General features: G+C 61.4%; 14 protein-coding genes, 1 tRNA gene and 2 pseudogenes. 4 read left to right on the forward strand and 13 right to left on the reverse strand.

Going from position 1 to position 20,002, the window contains the following annotated elements; genetic code table 11:
- Nucleotides 1-39 precede the first annotated feature (39 nt).
- The 4 genes from VDQ28_RS05905 to VDQ28_RS05920 all read right to left on the reverse strand — a co-directional run bounded on the left by VDQ28_RS05905 (nucleotide 40) and on the right by VDQ28_RS05920 (nucleotide 2,924).
- On the reverse strand, nucleotides 40-1,344 hold the full coding sequence (locus VDQ28_RS05905) for a TRAP transporter large permease (protein ID WP_323035050.1): 1,305 nt from the start codon (nucleotides 1,342-1,344) through the stop codon (nucleotides 40-42).
- The gene (locus VDQ28_RS05910) at nucleotides 1,341-1,757 is read right to left on the reverse strand and encodes a TRAP transporter small permease (RefSeq protein ID WP_323035051.1); all 417 of its coding nucleotides are present in this window, start codon (nucleotides 1,755-1,757) and stop codon (nucleotides 1,341-1,343) included. The genes VDQ28_RS05905 and VDQ28_RS05910 overlap by 4 nt, the downstream gene beginning before the upstream one ends.
- Before the next feature lie 93 nt (nucleotides 1,758-1,850).
- Nucleotides 1,851-2,258 (reverse strand): hypothetical protein, encoded by a 408-nt coding sequence (locus tag VDQ28_RS05915; protein ID WP_323035052.1) that lies wholly within the window; start codon nucleotides 2,256-2,258, stop codon nucleotides 1,851-1,853.
- Nucleotides 2,259-2,390: 132 nt separating this feature from the next.
- Nucleotides 2,391-2,924, reverse strand: a complete 534-nt coding sequence (locus VDQ28_RS05920; protein WP_323035053.1) for a MarR family winged helix-turn-helix transcriptional regulator — start codon at nucleotides 2,922-2,924, stop codon at nucleotides 2,391-2,393.
- Nucleotides 2,925-3,114: 190 nt separating this feature from the next.
- On the opposite strand from VDQ28_RS05920, the pseudogene VDQ28_RS05925 reads away from it, so the two are divergent.
- Nucleotides 3,115-3,342, forward strand: a pseudogene (locus tag VDQ28_RS05925) (IS66 family transposase); the annotation flags it as partial.
- On the opposite strand, the gene VDQ28_RS05930 reads toward VDQ28_RS05925, so the two are convergent.
- Together VDQ28_RS05930 and VDQ28_RS05935 are read right to left on the reverse strand one after the other, a co-directional pair.
- Nucleotides 3,319-4,308 carry a DUF6880 family protein gene (locus tag VDQ28_RS05930; RefSeq protein ID WP_323035054.1) on the reverse strand — a complete coding sequence of 330 codons (990 nt, stop codon included), beginning with the start codon at nucleotides 4,306-4,308 and terminating at the stop codon, nucleotides 3,319-3,321. The pseudogene VDQ28_RS05925 and the gene VDQ28_RS05930 sit on opposite strands and share 24 nt — an antisense overlap.
- 509 nt (nucleotides 4,309-4,817) lie before the next feature.
- Nucleotides 4,818-4,903 (reverse strand) — tRNA-Leu (locus VDQ28_RS05935).
- Between the two features lie 194 nt (nucleotides 4,904-5,097).
- Between VDQ28_RS05935 and VDQ28_RS05940 the strand changes: the two genes are divergently transcribed.
- Entirely contained in the window at nucleotides 5,098-6,087 is a 990-nt protein-coding gene (locus tag VDQ28_RS05940) for a complex I NDUFA9 subunit family protein (protein WP_323035055.1), read from the forward strand.
- Here the strand turns inward: VDQ28_RS05940 and VDQ28_RS05945 are convergent.
- Nucleotides 6,078-6,881: an undecaprenyl-diphosphate phosphatase gene (locus tag VDQ28_RS05945; protein ID WP_323035056.1), complete on the reverse strand. Its 804-nt coding sequence runs from the start codon at nucleotides 6,879-6,881 to the stop codon at nucleotides 6,078-6,080. The two genes, VDQ28_RS05940 and VDQ28_RS05945, sit on opposite strands and share 10 nt — an antisense overlap.
- A gap of 214 nt (nucleotides 6,882-7,095) precedes the next feature.
- Here VDQ28_RS05945 and VDQ28_RS05950 point away from each other — a divergent pair, with 214 nt between their 5' ends.
- Entirely contained in the window at nucleotides 7,096-8,532 is a 1,437-nt protein-coding gene (locus tag VDQ28_RS05950) for an NAD(P)-dependent oxidoreductase (RefSeq protein ID WP_323035057.1), read from the forward strand.
- Between the two features lie 81 nt (nucleotides 8,533-8,613).
- Nucleotides 8,614-13,153: pseudogene (gltB, locus tag VDQ28_RS05955) on the forward strand (glutamate synthase large subunit).
- 72 nt (nucleotides 13,154-13,225) lie between these two features.
- Here gltB and VDQ28_RS05960 read toward each other — a convergent pair.
- Genes VDQ28_RS05960 through VDQ28_RS05985 form a run of 6 tightly spaced genes read right to left on the reverse strand, consistent with a single transcriptional unit; the run spans nucleotide 13,226 to nucleotide 19,820 of the window.
- Nucleotides 13,226-14,398 (reverse strand): ABC transporter substrate-binding protein, encoded by a 1,173-nt coding sequence (locus VDQ28_RS05960; RefSeq protein WP_323035058.1) that lies wholly within the window; start codon nucleotides 14,396-14,398, stop codon nucleotides 13,226-13,228.
- Between the two features lie 33 nt (nucleotides 14,399-14,431).
- Entirely contained in the window at nucleotides 14,432-16,300 is a 1,869-nt protein-coding gene (locus VDQ28_RS05965; RefSeq protein WP_323038072.1) for a long-chain fatty acid--CoA ligase, read from the reverse strand.
- Nucleotides 16,297-17,067, reverse strand: a complete 771-nt coding sequence (locus VDQ28_RS05970) for an ABC transporter ATP-binding protein (protein WP_323035059.1) — start codon at nucleotides 17,065-17,067, stop codon at nucleotides 16,297-16,299. Before VDQ28_RS05970 ends, VDQ28_RS05965 begins: the two co-directional genes overlap by 4 nt.
- Complete coding sequence (locus VDQ28_RS05975) at nucleotides 17,064-17,864, reverse strand: ABC transporter ATP-binding protein (RefSeq protein ID WP_323035060.1); 801 nt, start codon at nucleotides 17,862-17,864, stop codon at nucleotides 17,064-17,066. Before VDQ28_RS05975 ends, VDQ28_RS05970 begins: the two co-directional genes overlap by 4 nt.
- Complete coding sequence (locus VDQ28_RS05980; protein ID WP_323035061.1) at nucleotides 17,861-18,940, reverse strand: branched-chain amino acid ABC transporter permease; 1,080 nt, start codon at nucleotides 18,938-18,940, stop codon at nucleotides 17,861-17,863. The genes VDQ28_RS05975 and VDQ28_RS05980 overlap by 4 nt, the downstream gene beginning before the upstream one ends.
- Before the next feature lie 4 nt (nucleotides 18,941-18,944).
- Nucleotides 18,945-19,820, reverse strand: coding sequence for a branched-chain amino acid ABC transporter permease (locus VDQ28_RS05985; RefSeq protein WP_323035062.1), 876 nt, complete (start codon nucleotides 19,818-19,820; stop codon nucleotides 18,945-18,947).
- Nucleotides 19,821-20,002 lie beyond the last annotated feature (182 nt).

Raw genomic sequence — 20,002 nt, forward strand, 5'->3', positions numbered from 1 at the left:
GGGTCTTTGAGTTGTTATGTCAACTTGAACCCTTCATCGTCAGTCAAACATCGAATTTGGCAAGATCAGCGCCAGTTGCGGGAACAGGATCAGGAAGACCAGGCACACCGCCATCGCGATCCAGAACGGAAACACGCCGCGAAAGATCTCGCCCATCGGGATGTCGCGCGCGATGGCCTTGACCACGAACACGTTGATTCCCACCGGGGGCGTGATCATGCCCATCTCGATCACGATCACGGCGATGACGCCGAACCATATCGGATCATAGCCCAGCCCGATGATCACCGGGAAAACGATGGGAATCGTGATCACCAGCATGGAAAGTGCATCCATGAACATGCCCAGCACGACATAGGCCAGCAGAATCACGATCAACGACCCCAGTGGCCCCAGCCCAAGACCGACCAGCCAGTCGCCCAGGTTCTGCGGGATTTGGGTCATCGCCAGGAACGGGCTGAAGATCGCCGCGCCGATCACGATGACATACAGCATGGCGCTGGTCTTGACGGTTTCAAGGAACATCTCGTGCAGGTCGCCAAACGACAGCTTGCGGCCGATCAGGGCGAAGACAAGCACCAGAAGCGCGCCAATCCCCGCGGCCTCTACGGGTGTGAAGGCTCCGACATAAATCCCGCCGATCGAGATCACCACGACCGACAGCAAGGGCAGAGCACCCAGCAGCGCAGACACGCGCTGCGCCATGGGAACCGCCTCGCCTGCCGGGGCGGATTTGGGGTCGATGCGGGCGATCAGCATGATGGTGACAATGAACAGCGCGGTCAGCAGCAGACCTGGGATGATCCCCGCCATGAACAGCCGCCCGAGGGATTCTTCGGTCAGGATCGCATAAAGGACAAACCCGGTGGACGGCGGGATCAGGTAACCCAACGTCCCCCCGGCGGCGACGGAACCTGTCGCCAGGCGGTTGGAATAGCCGAAACGTTTCATTTCCGGGATCGCGACCTTGCCGATGGTCACGGCGGTCGCCACCGATGAGCCGCTCACCGCCGAGAAGGCCGCGCAACCCAAAATCGAGGCCGCCGCCAACCCGCCGCGAAACCGGCCGACCCAGGAATAGGCGAGATTATACAACCCCCTGCTGAACCCGGCCGCAGTCGAAATGTTGCCCATCAGGACAAACAGCGGGATCACGATCAGGGAATAGGACGACACCGAGGAAAAGGTCTCGGTGGTCAGCAGGGCCAAGGCGGGACGTTGGCCGTGAAGAAACCAGGTCCCGGCAAACCCTGCGACCAGCATGGCCATGGCGACCGGGATTCGCAGCGCCAGCATCACAAACATCCCGGCGATCGAGATCGGGCCGATGGTTGTGTCGGTCATGTCCGCTTCCCGATCCTGATGACGATGAACAGCAACTGGACGGACAGGATCAACGCATACAGCCCCATGCCAAGCGCCACGAGCCCGCAAAATGGCCAGATCGGGATGCGCAGCAGGTTTGTGACATCGCTGTATTCCAGCGCATCCAGGGTCCGGTAAACATAGGACCGCACCAGGTAAAACAGCACCCAGGCCGCGAGGCCGCGATACAGGATTTCAGTCAGCCACCGACCGATGTCACCCAGCACCTTGTCCAGCAGGTCGATGCGAACATGGGCGTCTTCGAGGGTGCAATAGGGGATGGCCAGCATCACCAGGGCGACGGCGGCCATTTCCAGCACTTCGTTGTTGCCCAGGATCGGCGCGTTGAAGACATAGCGCAAGACCGTACCGGCAAAGACAAAGACCATCATCGCCGCCAGCACAACCGACGAAACGGTTGCCAGCCAGATATCAAACCGGCCAGCGCGATGACGGCCGATCCTGGGATTGATCGTGCATCGCGATCAGTTCTGCAATGCGTCGACAAAGGCGCGTGCCGGTCGCCCTTCGGCTTCCAGAGCCGCGACGACTTGTTCGATCACCGAGGCCGAGGCCGCGTTGAACTCTGCCGCCGCTTCGGGCGTCAGGTCGATCCACTCGCGGCCCTCCATCTCGCGGAACATCTGCTCGCCGCGCGCGGTGCCTGTCAGTTGGACGCCGTTGGCGATGGTCGCGATTTCACGACCGATGCGATCGAACGCGGCCTGCTGGTCGGCGGTCATCTCGCCCATCCGGCCGTAAACCTCGGTTTGATAAGGATGTTGCGGCGGAAGGAAGTCTGCCAGGCGCAGAACCGTCTGCGCAACAGCCGAACTGCCAGCGACCAGAAGCGCGCCGGCAAGCGCGGCGCGGGTGAATGCCTTGAATGTCATCGGAACCTCCCAATTTCAATGACTCCAGCGCAACATATCGTGTTGATATGTCAACTTGTGACATCAACCCAAAACACCAAGGGCACCGCATGCAGGCTGTCCGGGCAAGGCCTTGTTGTTCTTCTGTTTTGATTATCGCATCGCCTCGACGTTGCGGGTCATGATCCGGATTGCGCGCAAGAACGCCTCAAGATCGCGCGGATCGATTCCCGTGATCAAGCGCCGTTCGCGGCCCAAGGCGAGTTGCAGAATCGTCTCGTGCAACTCCAGCCCGGATTTACTGAGCCACCAGATCCGTTTGCGGGGGTCCGACGCAAGGACCTCGTGCTCGACAAGGCCTTTCTCATCGAGCCGTGACAGGGCGCGACTGGCCGCACCCTTGTCGATCTTGATGATCTCGCAGATCTGCGTGGCCTGGATGCGGGGTTCGATCGCCAGCATCGACATGACACGCCATTCCACGATGCCGATATCGAACCGGTCGAGATACTCTTGGGACGCACCCCGAGAGAGGGTGTTGTTCACCGCCGACAACAGATGCGGGACGTAGTTTTCGAGATCAACAACAAGATGCCCATCCCGATCCTGCGTGGACCGGGAAATACGACCGTCGGGGCAAAGGTCGGCACGGGCTTCCGCGCGCGGGTCTGACTCGTTTGTGTCCACGTTCGATGTCCTGAAAATCGCAGCTTGGAAAAACGCACGTCGCAATCGGTGCGACGACTGTGTGTCAGAATCGACCGGCGAAAGCAACCGGCGAGCCTTGCACGGGCTGTTCTGCTCTCAGCCTCACGTCTGCTGTTTCCAGGCATGGCGCATTGATCTCGATGCAATGGAATGCGCGAAACATACGGCCTTGCCATGCACCTGTTGTGACGTGTTTGCTCAGGCCGAACGGCCCTCACGCCCGATCACCCGCGGGCGTCCGGGTCCCGGCCTGTTGGCCCATGTTCTGGTCGGCAAGTATTGTGATCACCTCCCGCGCTATCGCCAGTCTGAAATCTATGCCCGTGACAAGGTCGACCCGCACCGTTCCACGCTGACCGATAGGGTCGGACGATCAACGGCACTTCTCGAACCGCTGGCAGCTCTTTGTTTGCGCGAAACTGTCCCACAGATGGGCCTTCAGGTCATCCGTCTTGCCCAGCCGTTCAAGGCACTCCTCGTAGACGGCATCGAGATCGTGGCGGAACATGCGGAACGGTTTTCCGTCCTCGGCGGCCTTTGCACCCATGATGATCTTGTAAGCCTCGTCGACACGATCCGCGTCCAGCAAGCGGCGCGCGACGTCGGGGGCAATGGTGCCATAGGTCAATTGCTCGGCCGAATAGCGCGCCATATAGGCGTCAACGTCGCCTTGGGCGTCGGCCACATCCGCAAGGATGATCGAGGATGTCAGCTGCTTGTTGCGCAGCACAGCGTCCTCGGGCGCGGAAGAAAGCCCGTAACCCCGATAGCGCTCCAGGTCCTGCGCGCTTGGCGGGGCGGCTTCCCAAGCCTTGGTGATCGTCTTGAGATGCTCCAGCCCCTCAGCGCCCAAGGCATCCGCGGTGGCCGGGATGATGCCGTCGAATTCGCCATAGCCGGCATCGGTCACCGCCTCGAGAATGCGCTCGGCCAGAGATTTGGCGTCAAGGCTGATCTTGGGGGACAGGTGCTCGATCCTGTCCACGGCCTCGCCAAAAACATCGCCGATCACGCCGTTGCTATCGTCCGTGCGCTCATAAATCGACGGGGCCAGCAGCAGGAAAGACCAGAGCAACTCGAAACCCTCAAGCGGGTCTTGTGGTGTTATCACCGTGTCGATCATTGATAGCAGGCCGTTGAGATCCTTGACCAAAGCGCGTTGCTTTTGCCAGTCCACATAACTGGTTGAGCGGCGCAGCGAGGCAAAGCGCTTGCGCAGATCGGCGGCCACGTCTTTGGGGCCTTGCGCGGCACTCAGCTCCATCCGCGCCCGGCGCTGAAGCGCGGCGCTGCCTTGCACGAGGTTCATCACCAGCGCGGCGAGCTTTTCCAAGTTCGTCTGATTCAGGGTCTTCTTGGCCAAGAGTTCAGGCTATCAGGCTTCGTGCCCAGATGGCTGACGTTTTCACACTACCTTCACGGATTAACGGTCAGTTGATGAAGGCGGTGACCGTCACAAGGTTGGCCAGAGGGTGTCGTGGCTGCCCACGCTCCCTTCAGCTTTTCGGGGGCTGCTTCTCGCCGTGTTGCTTGGCTGAGGCCGTTCTCGACCACATGGTCGTGCTGCGTCGTTGCACGGGACACCATATCCAGAACAGACTACCTGGCCTTCACCAGTTGCCGAGGGCACCCCTCTAACCCGGCGAAAATCATGCCACTGTTGCTGCGGCCCGATGCTCAACATCGCGATCTTCCGAAGCGGTCACGCGCCTCGGCTGCTCTTGTCGTGGCATGTCCCGCCGATTTCGTTCAAGACCGGCAGAATTCCGTGACGGCGCAGGCGACGATCATCCGCCCCTAGGCATCTTCAATAGCCGAAGCTCTCGGATAACCATATTTTTATGGATTCGCTTGCCTTTGGAGGCGGGGTTATGGTGCCCAGGAGAGGACTCGAACCTCCACTTCCTTGCGGAAACTAGCACCTGAAGCTAGCGCGTCTACCATTCCGCCACCTGGGCAGGGTGCGTGAGCGGGTGATTAGCCTTGCGGTTCGGAACTGTCAACGGGGGTCGCATAAAAATCGACACAAGATCAACAAAATGACGACCTCGCGCCCGATCCCGAGATTTGCCCGACGGTTGGTTTTGACTTGTCCGTTTTGGGGTGCGAGGGTATTGAGAGGGCGCAATGCGGTGCACTCTCGGAGGGCGATATGACGAAACTGGTCACGATCATGGGCGGCTCGGGCTTTGTCGGGCGCTATGTCGCGCGGCGGATGGCTCTGGCTGGGTGGCGCGTGCGCGTTGCGACGCGGCGCCCCAATGAACACATGTATGTTCGCACCTATGGCACCGTCGGTCAGGTTGAGCCGGTTTTGTGCAATATCCGCGATGAGGGCTCTGTACGCGCCGTGATCAACGGCGCCGATGCCGTGGTGAACTGCACCGGGATCTTGCTTGAGGGCGGAAAGAACACCTTTGACGCCATTCAATCCAAGGGTGCCGGCCGAGTCGCGCGGATCGCCGCAGAAGCCGGTGTGACGAATCTGGTCCATATTTCGGCCATCGGCGCGGATGCAGACTCCGAGATTGCCTATGCCCGCACCAAAGGCGAGGGAGAGGCGGCGGTGCTGGCCGCATTCCCGTCCGCGGTGATCCTGCGCCCCTCGATCATTTTCGGCAGCGAAGACGGGTTCTTCAATCGCTTCGCCAAGATGGTTCAGTTCTCGCCCGTGTTGCCGATCACCGGCGGGCAGTCGCGGTTTCAGCCGGTCTATGTTGACGATGTCGCCCTGGCCGCCGCCAACGCCGCGCAGGGTTTGGTCGAGGCAGGCACTTATGAATTGGGCGGTCCGGATACCGACAGCTTCCGCGGCCTGATGGAAATGATGCTGGCCGAGATTCGCCGCAAGCGCGTGATCATCGACATGCCCGGCGTCTTGGCGCGCCTGACCGCGCGCGTCCTGAACATTGCGCAGTTCCTGACGGCGGGCCTGTTCACCAACAGCCTCCTAACTCTGGATCAGATCAAAAGCCTGAGCCGTGACACGGTTGTGTCGGACGGCGCCAAGGGGTTTGCCGAGTTGGGGATCGACCCGACGCCGATGCAGATGATCTTGCCGCAGTATCTGTGGGTTTACCGCCCGACCGGGCAGTTTCTGGCAATGCGCGAAGCCACGCAAACCATGCGCGGTCAGGAATAAGCGAGGCCCAGCAGCACAACGCCCAGGATGATCCGATAGATCACATAGGGCGTGAAACTGACGGATTTCAGCAAGCGCATCATCAGACTCAGCGCCAATAGTGCCGAGAGAAACGCCAATACAGCCGCGATCGCCCCGTCGATTGCGGCTTGTCCATTGGTGTTGCCGATCAGGTCCAGCGCGGTCAGGCCGCCGGTGGCCATGATGGTCGGAATCGACATCAACATCGACAGGCGCGCCGCGTCGGTACGCTCGAACCCCAGGAACCGCGCGCCGGTAATGGTGATACCAGAGCGCGATGTGCCGGGGATCAGCGCCACGGCTTGCCACAGACCCAACAGAATCGCGTCGCGCAAGGTCCAGCCTTCGGCCTGCCGCCGCTCGGCCCCGCGCTTGTCGGCGACATACAGAACGATCCCGAACAGCAGCATCGCCCAACCAATGACGGTGATGTTGCGCATTTTGTCGATCAGGCCGGTCTCTTTCAACACCAGGCCAACCACCATCACCGGGATCGTGGCCACGAACAAAAGCAGCGCCATCCGCGCACCGGGCGAATCGAATCGCCCGCGGAGGAGGTCTGGAATGCCGCGCAGCACCAGCATCACGTCGGCGCGGAAAAACAGCATGACGGCAAACAGGGTTCCGACATGCACGGCGACGTCAATGACGACGCCTTGGTCCTGCAGTCCGGTCAATTCCGGAAACAAGATCAAATGCGCCGAGGACGAGACCGGCAGAAACTCGGTAATACCTTGAATGAGCGCCAAAATCAGGAGGTGAAACAAGGTCATTGCAAGGGTCCAGATTGAAAACTCGGCTAAGGTAGCCTCTTTTCCAATGCTCCGAAATGTGAATATTGGGTAAGCATAAGTTACCCATTATGCGTGAGGATTCACTGCGCGCTGGCAAAAGTCGGAAAAAAAACTGCTTATAGGTAAGCCTTGCTGACTTTTATTGACGTTCGAGGCAGAGTATTCCGGCAAAGCACTTTGAGAGGGTCCAGTCATGGCAACGCAGCGTATGCTTCAATTCGTCACGAAATCGAAGGAAATGCCCACCAAACGGGCCGCCGACGACCGCCGTGAGGATTTCGACGAGATTTACCGCGAATACGCAGCGGAAAAAGCCGCCGAGCAAGCCAGCCGGTGCAGCCAGTGCGGCGTGCCCTATTGCCAGACGCATTGCCCCTTGCACAACAACATCCCCGATTGGTTGAAGCTGACCGCCGAAGGCCGCCTGCAAGAGGCCTATGAGATGTCGCAGGCCACCAACACCTTTCCGGAAATCTGCGGCCGCATCTGCCCGCAGGATCGTCTGTGCGAAGGCAATTGTGTGATCGAGCAAGCGGGCCACGGCACCGTCACCATCGGCGCGGTCGAGAAATACATCACCGATAGCGCCTGGGAACAGGGCTGGGTCCTGCCGGTCACGCCGATGCAGGAACGCCCCGAATCCGTGGGCATCATCGGCGCGGGGCCGGGCGGTCTGGCGGCGGCGGATCATCTGCGGCGCGCCGGTGTGCAGGTCACGGTCTATGACCGTTATGATCGCGCGGGCGGCTTGCTGACCTATGGCATTCCCGGGTTCAAATTGGAGAAACCCGTCGTCATGCGCCGGATCGAGCAGCTTGAGCAAAGCGGCGTGCAATTCGTGCTGAACTGCACGGTGGGCGAGGACATCAGCTTTGACGCGATTCGCGGCAAGCATGACGCGGTGCTGATTGCCACCGGCGTCTACAAGTCGCGCGATCTGGAGGCACCGGGTTCCGACCTGCCGGGCATCGTCAAGGCGATCGACTATCTGACCACCTCGAACCGCCAGGGCTTTGGCGATGATGTGCCCGAGTATGACTCGGGTGCGCTGAATGCCGAGGGCAAACGCGTGGTCGTCATCGGCGGCGGCGACACGGCGATGGATTGCGTGCGTACGGCGGTCCGTCAGGGTGCGGTCAGCGTGAAACTGCTGTATCGCCGCGACCGCGAGAACATGCCCGGTTCGCAACGCGAAGTGCAAAACGCCGAGGAAGAAGGCGTGGATTTCGTCTGGCTCACCGCCCCCGCCGGGTTCACGGGCGACACGGCGGTTGACGGCGTTCTGGTGCAGAAAATGCGCTTGGGCGTGCCGGATGCCTCGGGCCGTCGCGCACCGGAATTGATCGAGGGCGCGGATTACGTCGAGCCCGCCGAACTGGTGATCAAGGCGCTGGGATTCGAGCCCGAAGCCCTGCCGACCCTGTGGAACACGCCGGAACTGGCGGTGACGCGCTGGGGCACGATCCGCTGCGATCACACCACGCATATGTCCAGCTTGCCGGGCGTGTTCGCCGTGGGCGACATTGTGCGCGGCGCGTCGCTGGTGGTCTGGGCGATCCGCGACGGACGCGACGCGGCAGAAGCGATGCTCGACTATCTGGCGCAACCCGCCAGCCTTGCGGCGGAGTAAGCGGATGAAAACCGACGCAAGACAATTTGATGCGCAACCGACCTCTCAGAAATTCGGACCCTCGGATAAGGAAAACCTAGCATGACCAACTATGATGAAAATTGGGTTGCCGCCGAGGAAGCCAAGCGCGCCTGGATGGCCGAACAGGGCCTGTATCGCGAGGAGGATGAGCATTCCTCGTGCGGTGTCGGCCTTGTGGTGTCGATCAACGGCAAACCCAGCCGTCAGGTTGTCGAAAGCGGGATCAACGCGCTGAAAGCGATATGGCACCGCGGTGCCGTGGATGCCGATGGCAAGACCGGCGACGGCGCGGGCATTCATGTGCAGATCCCGGTGCCGTTCTTTTACGAACAGATCCGCCGCACCGGCCATGAGCCCGACATGAACGCGCTGATTGCCGTCGGTCAGGTGTTCTTGCCGCGCACCGATTTTGGCGCGCAGGAACGCTGCCGCACCATCGTTGAATCCGAAGTGCTGCGCATGGGCTATTATATCTATGGCTGGCGGCATGTGCCGGTCGATACCTCGGTGCTGGGCGAAAAGGCCAATGCGACCCGGCCCGAGATCGAACAAATCCTGATCAAGAACACCAAAGGCACCGACGAGGAGACCTTTGAGCGCGAGCTGTACGTCATTCGCCGCCGGATCGAGAAAGCCGCCGCCGCCGCGCAAATTCAGGGGTTGTACCTGTGTTCGCTGTCCTGCCGCTCGGTGATCTACAAGGGCATGATGCTGGCCGAACAGGTCGCCGTGTTCTACCCCGACCTGATGGACCCGGCCTTTGTGTCGGCCTTTGCGATCTATCACCAGCGCTATAGCACCAACACGTTCCCGCAATGGTGGTTGGCGCAGCCGTTCCGCATGCTGGCCCATAACGGCGAGATCAACACGCTCAAGGGCAACGTCAACTGGATGCGCAGCCACGAGATCCGCATGGCCTCTTCCGCCTTTGGCGACATGGCCGACGACATCAAGCCGATCATCCCGGCGGGCACGTCGGACTCGGGCGCGCTGGATGCGGTGTTCGAGGTGCTGGTGCGCGGCGGGCGCATCGCGCCAATGGCCAAGACCATGCTGGTCCCCGAGGCCTGGTCAAAGATCACCGTCGAGCTGCCGCAAGCGTGGCAGGACATGTACGCCTATTGCAACGCCGTGATGGAGCCCTGGGATGGCCCCGCCGCCCTTGCGATGACCGATGGCCGCTGGGTCTGCGCCGGATTGGACCGCAACGGCTTGCGGCCGATGCGCTATGTGGTGACTGGCGACGGGCTGCTGATTGCAGGGTCCGAGGCGGGCATGGTGCCGATTGACGAACTGGCGGTGCGCGAAAAAGGCGCGCTGGGGCCGGGGCAGATGATCGCGGTCGATATGGTCGAGGGCAAACTGTACCACGACGCGGCGATGAAGGATCGGCTTGCGGCCGCGCAGCCGTTCAGCGAGTGGATCGAGAAGGTCGTGAACCTCAACAGCACGCTGATCGCGCTGCCGGAATATGCGATGCACAGCGGCGAAGACTTGCGCCGTCGTCAGATCGCCGCCGGATACTCGGTCGAGGAAATCGAGCAAATCCTGGTGCCGATGGCCGAGGACGGCAAGGAGATGATCGCCTCGATGGGGGATGATACGCCCTCGGCGGTGCTGTCAAAGCTCTATCGCCCGCTGAGCCATTTCTTCCGCCAGAACTTCAGTCAAGTCACCAACCCACCAATTGACAGCCTGCGCGAAAGCCGGGTGATGAGCCTGAAAACCCGGTTCGGAAACCTGAAGAACGTGCTGGACGAAAGCAGCGCGCAAACGGAAATCCTGGTGCTGGAAAGCCCGTTTCTGGCGAATGAGGAATTCAAGGTCATGGTCGCGCAATTCAGCGACAGCGTGACCTTTGTCGATTGCACCTATGACGTCAATAGTGGGGAGGACGGGCTGCGTCAGGGGTTGGAGCGTATCCGCGCCGCTGCCGAAGATGCGGTGCGCTCTGGTTCCGGGCATCTGGTTCTGACCGACGAACATCAAGGCCCGGATCGCGTGGCGATGCCGATGATCCTGGCCACCAGCGCCGTGCATTCCTGGCTGACGCGCAAGGGGCTGCGCACCTTTACCTCGGTCAACGTGCGCTCGGCGGAATGCATTGATCCGCATTATTTTGCCGTGCTGATCGGCTGCGGCGCGACCACGGTGAACGCCTATCTGGCCCAAGACACGCTGGCCGACCGGATTGATCGTGGCCTGCTGGATGCCAGCCTGATGGAGGCCATGCTGCGCTATCGCGATGCGGTGGATGCGGGCTTGCTCAAGATCATGTCCAAGATGGGCATTTCGGTGATCTCGTCGTATCGCGGTGGCCTGAATTTTGAGGCCGTCGGATTGAGCCGTGCGCTGGTCGCCGAGTATTTCCCCGGCATGCACAGCCGTATCTCGGGCATCGGCCTGCACGGGATCCAGCGCAAACTGGAGCAGATCCACGCCAAAGGCTGGCGCAGCACCGTCAGCCCCCTGCCCGTCGGCGGGTTCTACAAGGCACGGCGGTCGGGCGAGAAACATGCCTGGGAAGCGCAGACCATGCATCTGCTGCAATCGGCCTGCGACAATGCCAGCTATGATATGTGGCGCAGATATTCGGCGGCAATGCAGGCCAATCCGCCGATTCACCTGCGCGATCTGCTCGATTTCAAACCCATGGGCCGGGCGATCCCGCTGGAAGAGGTCGAAATCGATCACCGCGATCCGCAAGCGCTTCGTGACGCCGGGCATGTCGCTGGGCGCGCTGTCACCCGAGGCGCATCGCACCTTGTCGATTGCCATGAACCGGATCGGCGCGAAATCGGACAGCGGCGAGGGCGGCGAAAGCCCCGATGACTTCACGCCCGAACCCAATGGCGACAACGCCAGCGCCAAGATCAAGCAAGTGGCCTCTGGGCGGTTTGGTGTGACGGCGGAATACCTGCTGGCCTGCGAGGAATTGGAAATCAAGGTCGCGCAGGGTGCCAAGCCCGGCGAGGGCGGCCAGTTGCCCGGCATGAAAGTGACCGCGCTGATCGCCAAGCTGCGCCACTCGACCCCCGGCGTGACGCTGATCTCGCCGCCGCCGCACCACGATATCTATTCGATCGAAGACTTGGCGCAGTTGATCTACGACCTCAAGCAGATCAACCCGAAAGCCAAGGTCACCGTGAAACTGGTGGCGTCCTCGGGCGTCGGCACCATTGCGGCGGGCGTCGCCAAGGCCAAGGCGGATATCATCCTGATCTCGGGCCACAATGGCGGCACCGGCGCATCCCCCGGCACCTCGATCAAATACGCGGGCCTGCCGTGGGAAATGGGCCTGACCGAGGCGCATCAGGTGCTGGCGATGAACAACCTGCGCGACCGCGTGACGCTGCGCACCGACGGCGGGCTGCGCACCGGGCGCGACATCGTGATTGCCGCGATGCTGGGGGCCGAGGAATACGGCATCGGCACCGCCGCGCTGATTGCGATGGGCTGCATCATGGTGCGTCAGTGCCAGTCGAACACCTGCCCGGTCGGCGTCTGCACCCAAGACGACGCGCTGCGCAAAAAGTTCACCGGCAACGCGGATAAGGTGGTCAATCTGATGACCTTCTACGCGCAGGAAGTGCGCGAGATCCTCGCCTCATTGGGCGCACGCTCCATCGACGAGATCATCGGTCGCGCCGATCTGTTGGCGCAGGTCAGCCGTGGCTCGGCCCATCTCGATGACCTCGATCTGAACCCGCTGCTGATCACCGTCGATGGCACGCGCAACATCCGCTACGACCGCGACAAGCCGCGCAATGCCGTGCCGGACACGCTGGACAGCGAGATCATCCGCGATGCGGCGCGCTTCTTTGGCGAGGGTGAAAAGATGCAACTGTCCTACGCCGTGCGCAACACGCACCGCACCGTGGGCACCCGCGCCTCAAGCCATATCGTCAAGGAATTCGGCATGAACAACGCGCTGATGTCCGATCACCTGACGGTCAAGCTGGCGGGCAGCGCCGGGCAATCGCTGGGCGCTTTCGCGGTGCGTGGCCTCAAGCTGGAGGTTTACGGCGATGCCAATGACTATGTCGGCAAGGGCCTGTCGGGCGGGTTGATCGTCGTGCGGCCGCGCATGTCGTCACCGTTGACGGCCTCGGAAAACACGATCATCGGCAACACGGTGCTTTATGGCGCAACCGCCGGGATGCTGTTTGCAGCGGGCCGTGCCGGCGAGCGTTTCGCGGTGCGAAACTCAGGCGCGACGGTGGTGATCGAGGGCTGCGGCTCGAACGGGTGCGAATACATGACCGGCGGAGTCGCCGTGATCCTGGGGTCGATCGGCGCGAACTTTGGCGCGGGCATGACCGGGGGGATGGCCTATATCTATGACCCGGACGGTTTGGCGGCCAACATGATGAACATGGAGACGCTGGTGACCTGTCCGGTGACGGTTGACCACTGGGAGGCCCAGCTCAAATCACTGCTGGAGCGTCATGTGGCGGAAACCGGCAGCGAGAAGGCCGCCGAGATCCTGCGCCGTTGGGATGTGGAAAAGGCGAATTTCGTGCAGATTTGCCCGAAAGAGATGCTGGTCCACCTCAAGCACCCCCTGGTGGTCGAGGCCTCGGCGATGCCGGCGGAATAAGCCACCGGATCAAGACCGCAAAAAAGGGGCCGCAATTGCGGCCCCTTTTCCTGTGTCGCGGGATCGAGGATCTTACATCTCGTCGCCGTCGATGCGGACCAGTGTATTCCACTGGCCACCAGAAACCTGGCTGATGAAGATGTCATTCGCGCCTTGGTGATCGGTCGCCGAGAAGTTGATATGCGTGCCCAAAAGCGCATCATCATAATCCAGCGATTCCATGCCGGCGATGAACCCTTCGGTCGTCAGATCGGGGCCCGCGGCCTCAAGCGCCATCACCATCTGCTCTGCGGCGGTATAGCCGAGCATGGCGAAACCGCTGGCCGGTTGACCATACCGCGCCTCGAAGGCGGCGATGAAGGCGGCCGGGGCCTCTTCGGTTGCGCGGGCGCGCAGATCCTGCCAGCCAGAGGCCGCATAAAGACCATCGGTCACCCCACCCGGAACCATCGCGACCGGCTCAAGGAAACCCGCCGACGAGACGAGGAAGCTCACGTCATCCCAGCCCAATTGCTTGGCGGTGCCGACAACGGTGATGCTGGCACGAACGCCCAACGCCAAGGTCACGATGTCACATTCAGCGGCGCGCAGACGGCTGACTGCGCCGACGAAGTCCTGATCATCCGGGCGGTGCGTGGTTTCATCGCCAAACGACATGCCCAGACGCTCTGCCGTTTCATGCGACGACAGGGCGATCTCTTCGCCAAAGTCGGTCGGCAGATACATGGAGCACACGGTGGTCGCGCCGGTTTCACCCTGAAGATACTCGATGCCCGCCGCGATCTGATCGTAATAGCTGGAGAACGACGAGAAGTTCATCAAGGGCGGCTCTGGCAGGATTGCCCGCGCGGCGGTCAACGGGGCCACGTTCGGAACGCCGCGACGCTCCATCAGTGGGTAATGCGCCAGATTGTGCGGCGTGCCGAGGTTCAACAGCATCGCAAACACTTCGTCACGCTCGATCAGCTTGTTATAGGCCTGCGTGGCGCGCGGCAGTTGATAGCCGTGATCCTCGGTCAGATAGTTGATGCGACGGCCATGCACGCCGCCATTTTCATTGACCATGTCGAAATAGAGGTTCGCACCGGCAACCGCGGGCGTGGAAACCGCCGCGAACACGCCGGACAGGTCGTGCACGCCGCCGATACGGATTTCGGTGTCGGTGACACCGCGGGTCTGGGCGCTGGCGCCGACCGCAAGGGTTGCCGCAGCGGCTGCGGCCAGAAGGGTCTTGGTATGTTTCATGGTATCCTCCCCATTGTGAGCCTTGGGCCCTGTTTAGTACATAGCATCAATCAGAGCGCTGTGGCGTTTTTCCACAGTGGCTCGTTTCAATTTCATCGTCGCGGTCAGTTCTTCATCCTCGGCGGTCAAGAGCACGTCGATCAGCCGGAATTTCTTGATCTGCTCGACCTGCGCGAATTCCTTGTTGACCGCATCGACCTCTTTCTGGATCAGCGCCACCACTTCGGGCGCGCGGCACAGGCTGCGGAAATCGCTGAAGGGTATCTTGTGATCCTGCGCGAATTTCTCGACGTTTTCCTGGTCGATCATCACCAGACAGGTCAGATATTTGCGCTTGTCGCCGATCACCACCGCGTCGCTGATGTAATGGCTGAATTTCAGGCGGCTCTCGATCTCGGCCGGGGTGATGTTCTTGCCGCCCGCCGTGATGATGATGTCCTTGATCCGGCCGGTGATGGTGACAAATCCCTCGTTGTCCAGCCGCCCGACGTCGCCGGTGCGCAGCCAGCCGTCCTCGGTAAAGGCCTCGGCGGTTTTCTCGGGCTTGTTCAGATAGCCGCCAAAGACGTTCAACCCCTTGATCTGGATTTCCCCGCCGTCGCCGATCCGCACCTGCACGCCGGGGCTGGGCTGCCCGACCGAGCCATTCTTGTTCGCCTCCGGCAGGTTGATCGTCGCCACGCCGGTGGTCTCGGACATGCCGAACCCCTCGAACAGCGGCACGCCGATGGCATGATACCACTTCAGCAACTCGGGCGAGATCGGCGCGGCGCCGGTCAGGCCGCGTTCGATGCGGTCCATGCCCAACATGCGCCGCAGGTTGGAGAGCACCAGAAAATCCCAGACCTTGTAGCGCAGGGCGATGCCGCCGGGCACGTCCTTGCCCTCCATCGTGTAGACGGCCCGCGCCTGCCCGGCCTTCATCGCCTGCGCAAAGGCCCAGCGCCCGATCGCGGTGGATTCCTGCGCCAGGATCAGAACGCGGGAATAGACCTTTTCCCAGACGCGCGGCACCGCCACAAACCCATGCGGCGAGACCTCACGCAGGTTGTCGAACACGGTTTCCGGGCTTTCGGCAAAATTCACCGTCGTCGAGACCACCAGCGGCGTGTACAGCGACACGATCCGCTCAAGAATATGGCACAGCGGCAGGAAGCAAAGCTGTTCCGCGCGCTTGTCAAACCCCAGCCCATAGAGGCTGGTTTCCATCCCGGCGATGATGTTTTCCTGCGTCAGCATCACGCCCTTGGGCTGGCCCGTGGTGCCCGAGGTATAGATCAGCACGCCGACATCGCTGGCCTGCACCGCGTCGATTTCGGCGTTGAACACGGCCTCGTCGTCATGCGCGCGGCCTAGGTCATAGAGGTCCGACAGGAACATGCATTTGTCGTTGTCGAAATCGTGCAAGCCTTCGGGATCAAAGATGATGACCTTCACCAGACTGGGCATCTGGTCCTCGACCTCAAGGAACTTGTCCAACTGCTCCTCGTTCTCGACGAACAGGAACTTGGTCTGGCTGTCATTGACCAGATAGGCCAATTGGCTGGCGCTGTCGGTGGTGTAGACCCCGGACGAGATCGCCCCCATGCATTGCGCCGCCATGTCGCAATACATCCATTCCTTGTTGTCCTCGGACAGGATGCTCAACACATCGCCGCGTTTCAGCCCCAGCGCGCGCAGCCCCATGCCGATCAGCCGCGCGTGGGTCAGATAGTCGTTCCACGAATAGGCCTGCCAGATGCCAAGGTCTTTCTCCCGATGCGCCACGGCATCGCCATTCTCGCGGCAGCGGGCGCGCAAAAGGGCCGGAACCGTGGTGTGCCCGTCGATCCGCACCGGGCGCTGGCCCGGCTCGGCGTTGATGCGAACCCCTTTCAGCGTCTTTTCGGCCAAAGCGTTCATCGCCACGTCTTTCTCTTTTTCCAGCGTCTCTCGCCGCGCGCGCCCTCATTGGCATGACCCAGATAAAAGCTCTGGATATCTTCAGAGGCGGACAGGTTTTCGGCGGTGTCGGCCATCACGATGCGGCCCAGTTCCATCACATAGCCCCGATCCGCCAGATCCAGCGCCACGGCGGCGTTTTGCTCGACCAGCATCATGGTCACGCCCTCATCGGTGTTCAAGCGCCGCAGGATCTCGAAAATCTCCTGCGTCAACAACGGCGACAGGCCCAGGCTGGGCTCATCGAGCAGCATGATCTTGGGTGCAACCATCAGGCCGCGACCAATCGCCAGCATCTGTTGCTGACCGCCGGACAGAGTGCCCGCCTCCTGCGCGCGGCGCTCGGCAAGGATCGGGAAATAGGTGAACACCATGTCGCGGTCACGGGCGATCCCGGCCTTGTCGCTGCGGGTATAGGCCCCCAGCGCCAGATTTTCCTCGACCGTGAGCAGCGGGAACACCTCGCGGCCCTCGGGCACCTGCACGATGCCGCGCCGCACGATATGATGCGGCTCCTTGCCCTGAATCTCCTCGCCCTCAAAGACGATCTGGCCCTTTTCCGGGTCCATGATGCCGGAAATGGTTTTCAGCAGGGTCGTCTTGCCGGCACCATTCGCGCCCAGAACCGTGACCACCTGCCCCTTGTGAACCTCCAGCGACACGCCGCGGATCGCCATGATCGGGCCGTAGAATGTCTCAAGATTGCGGACTTCCAGAAGCGCGCTCATACCCGCTCTCCCTTGGCGTTCGCGGTTTTCGAGATGGCGGCGGTGCCCAGATAGGCCTCGATCACCGCCGGATGCGCCTGCACCTCGGCGGGAGTGCCCTGCGCCAGTTCCGCACCATCGGCCAAGGCCAGAACCCGGTCGCAGACCTTGCCGACCAGCCCCATGTCATGCTCGACCATCAACACAGTGATCCCCATCTGGCGGCGAATATCCTCGATCCACCAGCGCATATCCTGCGTTTCCTCGACCGACAGACCCGAGGCGGGCTCATCCAGCAGCAGCAAGCGCGGCTTGGTCGCCAGCGCGCGCGCCAGCTCCACCACCTTGCGCACGCCATAGGGCAGCCCCGCGATATGCTTGTCGCGGTAGGCTTGCAGGTCAAGAAAATCGATCACGTCCTCAACCGCCTTGCGGTGCTCACGTTCCTGCGCGCGCACCCGGCCGATAAAGAACATTTCCTCAAGCAGCATGGTCTTGCGATGCCGATGCCGCCCGACCAGCAGGTTTTGCAGCACCGTTGCCCGTTCGAACAACTCGATGTTCTGGAATGTGCGCGCGATGCCGTGGCTGGAGACCTCATGCGGTTTTTGCGTCAGCAGATTCTGCCCGTCAAAGGTGATCGACCCGTGAAACGGCTTGTAGAACCGGCTGATCATGTTGAACACGGTCGATTTGCCCGCACCATTCGGCCCGACCAGCGCGAACACCTCGCCCTCATTGACCGACATCGACAGGTTGTTCACCGCCGTCACACCGCCGAATTTCAGCGTTACGTTTTTCAGCTCCAGGAGGCTCATCTCAGGCGCTCCGTCTTCAGATAGGTTTTCTGCCGTTTGAACATGTCACGCCGGGCAAAGGGGAACAGTTGCAGCCAGGTTCGCACCTTGAGCCATCGCCCATACAGGCCCATCGGCTCGAACAGGATGAACGCGATCAGGATCATGCCGAACACGCCGGTTTCCAGACCCGGGATCGACGAGGAGCCCATGAAATCGGTGCTCATCGACAAAAGCTGCGGCAGGAAGGCAATGACAATGGCCCCCAGAAACGCGCCGTGGATGAACCCGAGGCCACCGATGATGATCATCATCAGCAACTGGATCGAGATCAGGAAGTTGAAGGTTTCATTGTTGAACGCCCCCGCAAACAGACCCATCAACGCGCCGCCCATCCCGGCAAAGGCGCAAGACAGACCAAAGGCAATCGTCTTGGTGCGCGCCACGTCAACGCCCATCGCCTGCGCGGAAATCTCGCTGTCGCGCACGGCAGCAAAGGCCCGGCCCATGGGCGAGCGCAGCAGGTTGCGGTAGATCAGCGTGACAAACAATGCCGTGCCCAGCGCCAGATAATACCACGCCGCCGGGTTGACCCAGCGGTTCACCTCGATGCCGAAAATCCAGATCTCGGGCGCGAAATAGCCGTTCACGCCGCCGGTCCAATGATCGAGGATCACGATGAAATCATCCGCCAGGATCGCCAGCGCCAGGGTTGCGATCGACAGGTAGACGCCGTGCAGTTTCAGCGCGGGAATGGCGATGATCGCGCCGATGATGCCGGTAATCGCCCCGGCCAGCAGGAACGCCACCAGAAACGGCATCCCGGTTTCCATCAGGTTCACCGTGGTGTAGCAGCCCAGCGCCATGAAGGCCGAATGCCCCAGACTGACCTGACCCGTTTGCCCGGTCAGCAGCATCAGGCCCAACCCGGCCACCGCCCAGATCAACACGTTGGTCATCTCGCCCAGAAAGAAGCTGTCGATCACCCAGGGCATCGCCATCAAGACCAGCAACAGCGCGGCATAGAGCGCGAAATTCCACCAGTCGGGGAACAGCCGGATGTCCTGATCATACGAGGTCTTGAAATGAAATCTCATGGGCTCAGACCTTTTTCACACGGACCTGCGCGAACAGACCATGCGGGCGGAATACCAGCACGATGATCAACAGGGCATAGGGGGCGATCTGGCTATAGCCAGCCGGAAGATAGCGCGAGGCAAAGGGCTCGATGACACCAACGATAATGCCCCCCATCAGCGCGCCGGGCAGGCTGCCGAACCCACCGATCACGGCGGCGGCAAAGGCCTTGATGCCGATGAACCCCGAGGAAATATCCAGCGTCCCTTTCGAAGCGTAGAGAATGCCGGCCACACAGGCCACAACCCCCGCCAGCGCCCAAACCGCGCCCTGCACACGCTTCACCGGAATGCCCATGTAATAGGCCGCCATCTGGTTCTGGCTGGCCGCCTGCATCGCCAGCCCCAGCTTGGTGCGCTGAAAGAACTGCCACAGGCCCAGCGTCATCAGCAGCGTGACCACGATCACCGACACATCGGCCAGACTGATCACCACATCACCCAGCCGGAAATCACCAAAAGCCAGCGGCGAATGCAGGCTCAACGGCTCGTGACCCCAGATCAGCCCCGCGACAAAGCGGATCACGAAGCCCAGCGCAATGGTCAGGATGATCACGGCGATCTGGCTCTGGCCGAACATGTGCCGCAGGACCAGCAGATCCAGAAGATAGCCCAGCGCCCCCATGATCAGCATCGCGATTGGCACCGCAAGCCAGAAATTCAGACCCCAGAACTGCGGGTTGACCAGCCCGATCATAACGAACGCGCCCAGCATCATGAAATCGCCTTGCGCGAAATTCACCGCTTCGGTGGCTTTGTAGATCAGCACAAATCCCAGTGCCACAAGCCCGTATACGCAGCCGTTGGCGAGCCCGCTCAACAGCAGTTGAAAAAATTCCATTGATGGTCCTCCCAGACCGGCACCCTCCTGACCCGTCGTTTTCCGCCGGTGCCGGCCAATATCGGATGCCTGTCCGCAGGATTGCCGCATGACGGTTTTGTTTCAAGCTTTATTCTTGGCACCCGGACAATGCGACGCGACGGAAAGCTGCGGTTTTGCAAGCGTTTCCCAAAACCAACACT

Source organism: Pararhodobacter sp., assembly GCF_034676545.1.
Classification (GTDB): Bacteria; Pseudomonadota; Alphaproteobacteria; order Rhodobacterales; family Rhodobacteraceae; genus Pararhodobacter.

Coding starts and splice junctions, on each gene's coding strand:
- VDQ28_RS05905 (WP_323035050.1), bottom strand. CDS start 1,344: ATGACCGACACAACCATCGGCCCGATCTCGATCGCCGGGATGTTTGTG.
- VDQ28_RS05910 (WP_323035051.1), bottom strand. CDS start 1,757: ATGATGGTCTTTGTCTTTGCCGGTACGGTCTTGCGCTATGTCTTCAAC.
- VDQ28_RS05915 (WP_323035052.1), bottom strand. CDS start 2,258: ATGACATTCAAGGCATTCACCCGCGCCGCGCTTGCCGGCGCGCTTCTG.
- VDQ28_RS05940 (WP_323035055.1), top strand. CDS start 5,098: ATGACGAAACTGGTCACGATCATGGGCGGCTCGGGCTTTGTCGGGCGC.
- VDQ28_RS05945 (WP_323035056.1), bottom strand. CDS start 6,881: ATGACCTTGTTTCACCTCCTGATTTTGGCGCTCATTCAAGGTATTACC.
- VDQ28_RS05950 (WP_323035057.1), top strand. CDS start 7,096: ATGGCAACGCAGCGTATGCTTCAATTCGTCACGAAATCGAAGGAAATG.
- VDQ28_RS05960 (WP_323035058.1), bottom strand. CDS start 14,398: ATGAAACATACCAAGACCCTTCTGGCCGCAGCCGCTGCGGCAACCCTT.
- VDQ28_RS05965 (WP_323038072.1), bottom strand. CDS start 16,300: ATGAACGCTTTGGCCGAAAAGACGCTGAAAGGGGTTCGCATCAACGCC.
- VDQ28_RS05970 (WP_323035059.1), bottom strand. CDS start 17,067: ATGAGCGCGCTTCTGGAAGTCCGCAATCTTGAGACATTCTACGGCCCG.
- VDQ28_RS05975 (WP_323035060.1), bottom strand. CDS start 17,864: ATGAGCCTCCTGGAGCTGAAAAACGTAACGCTGAAATTCGGCGGTGTG.
- VDQ28_RS05980 (WP_323035061.1), bottom strand. CDS start 18,940: ATGAGATTTCATTTCAAGACCTCGTATGATCAGGACATCCGGCTGTTC.
- VDQ28_RS05985 (WP_323035062.1), bottom strand. CDS start 19,820: ATGGAATTTTTTCAACTGCTGTTGAGCGGGCTCGCCAACGGCTGCGTA.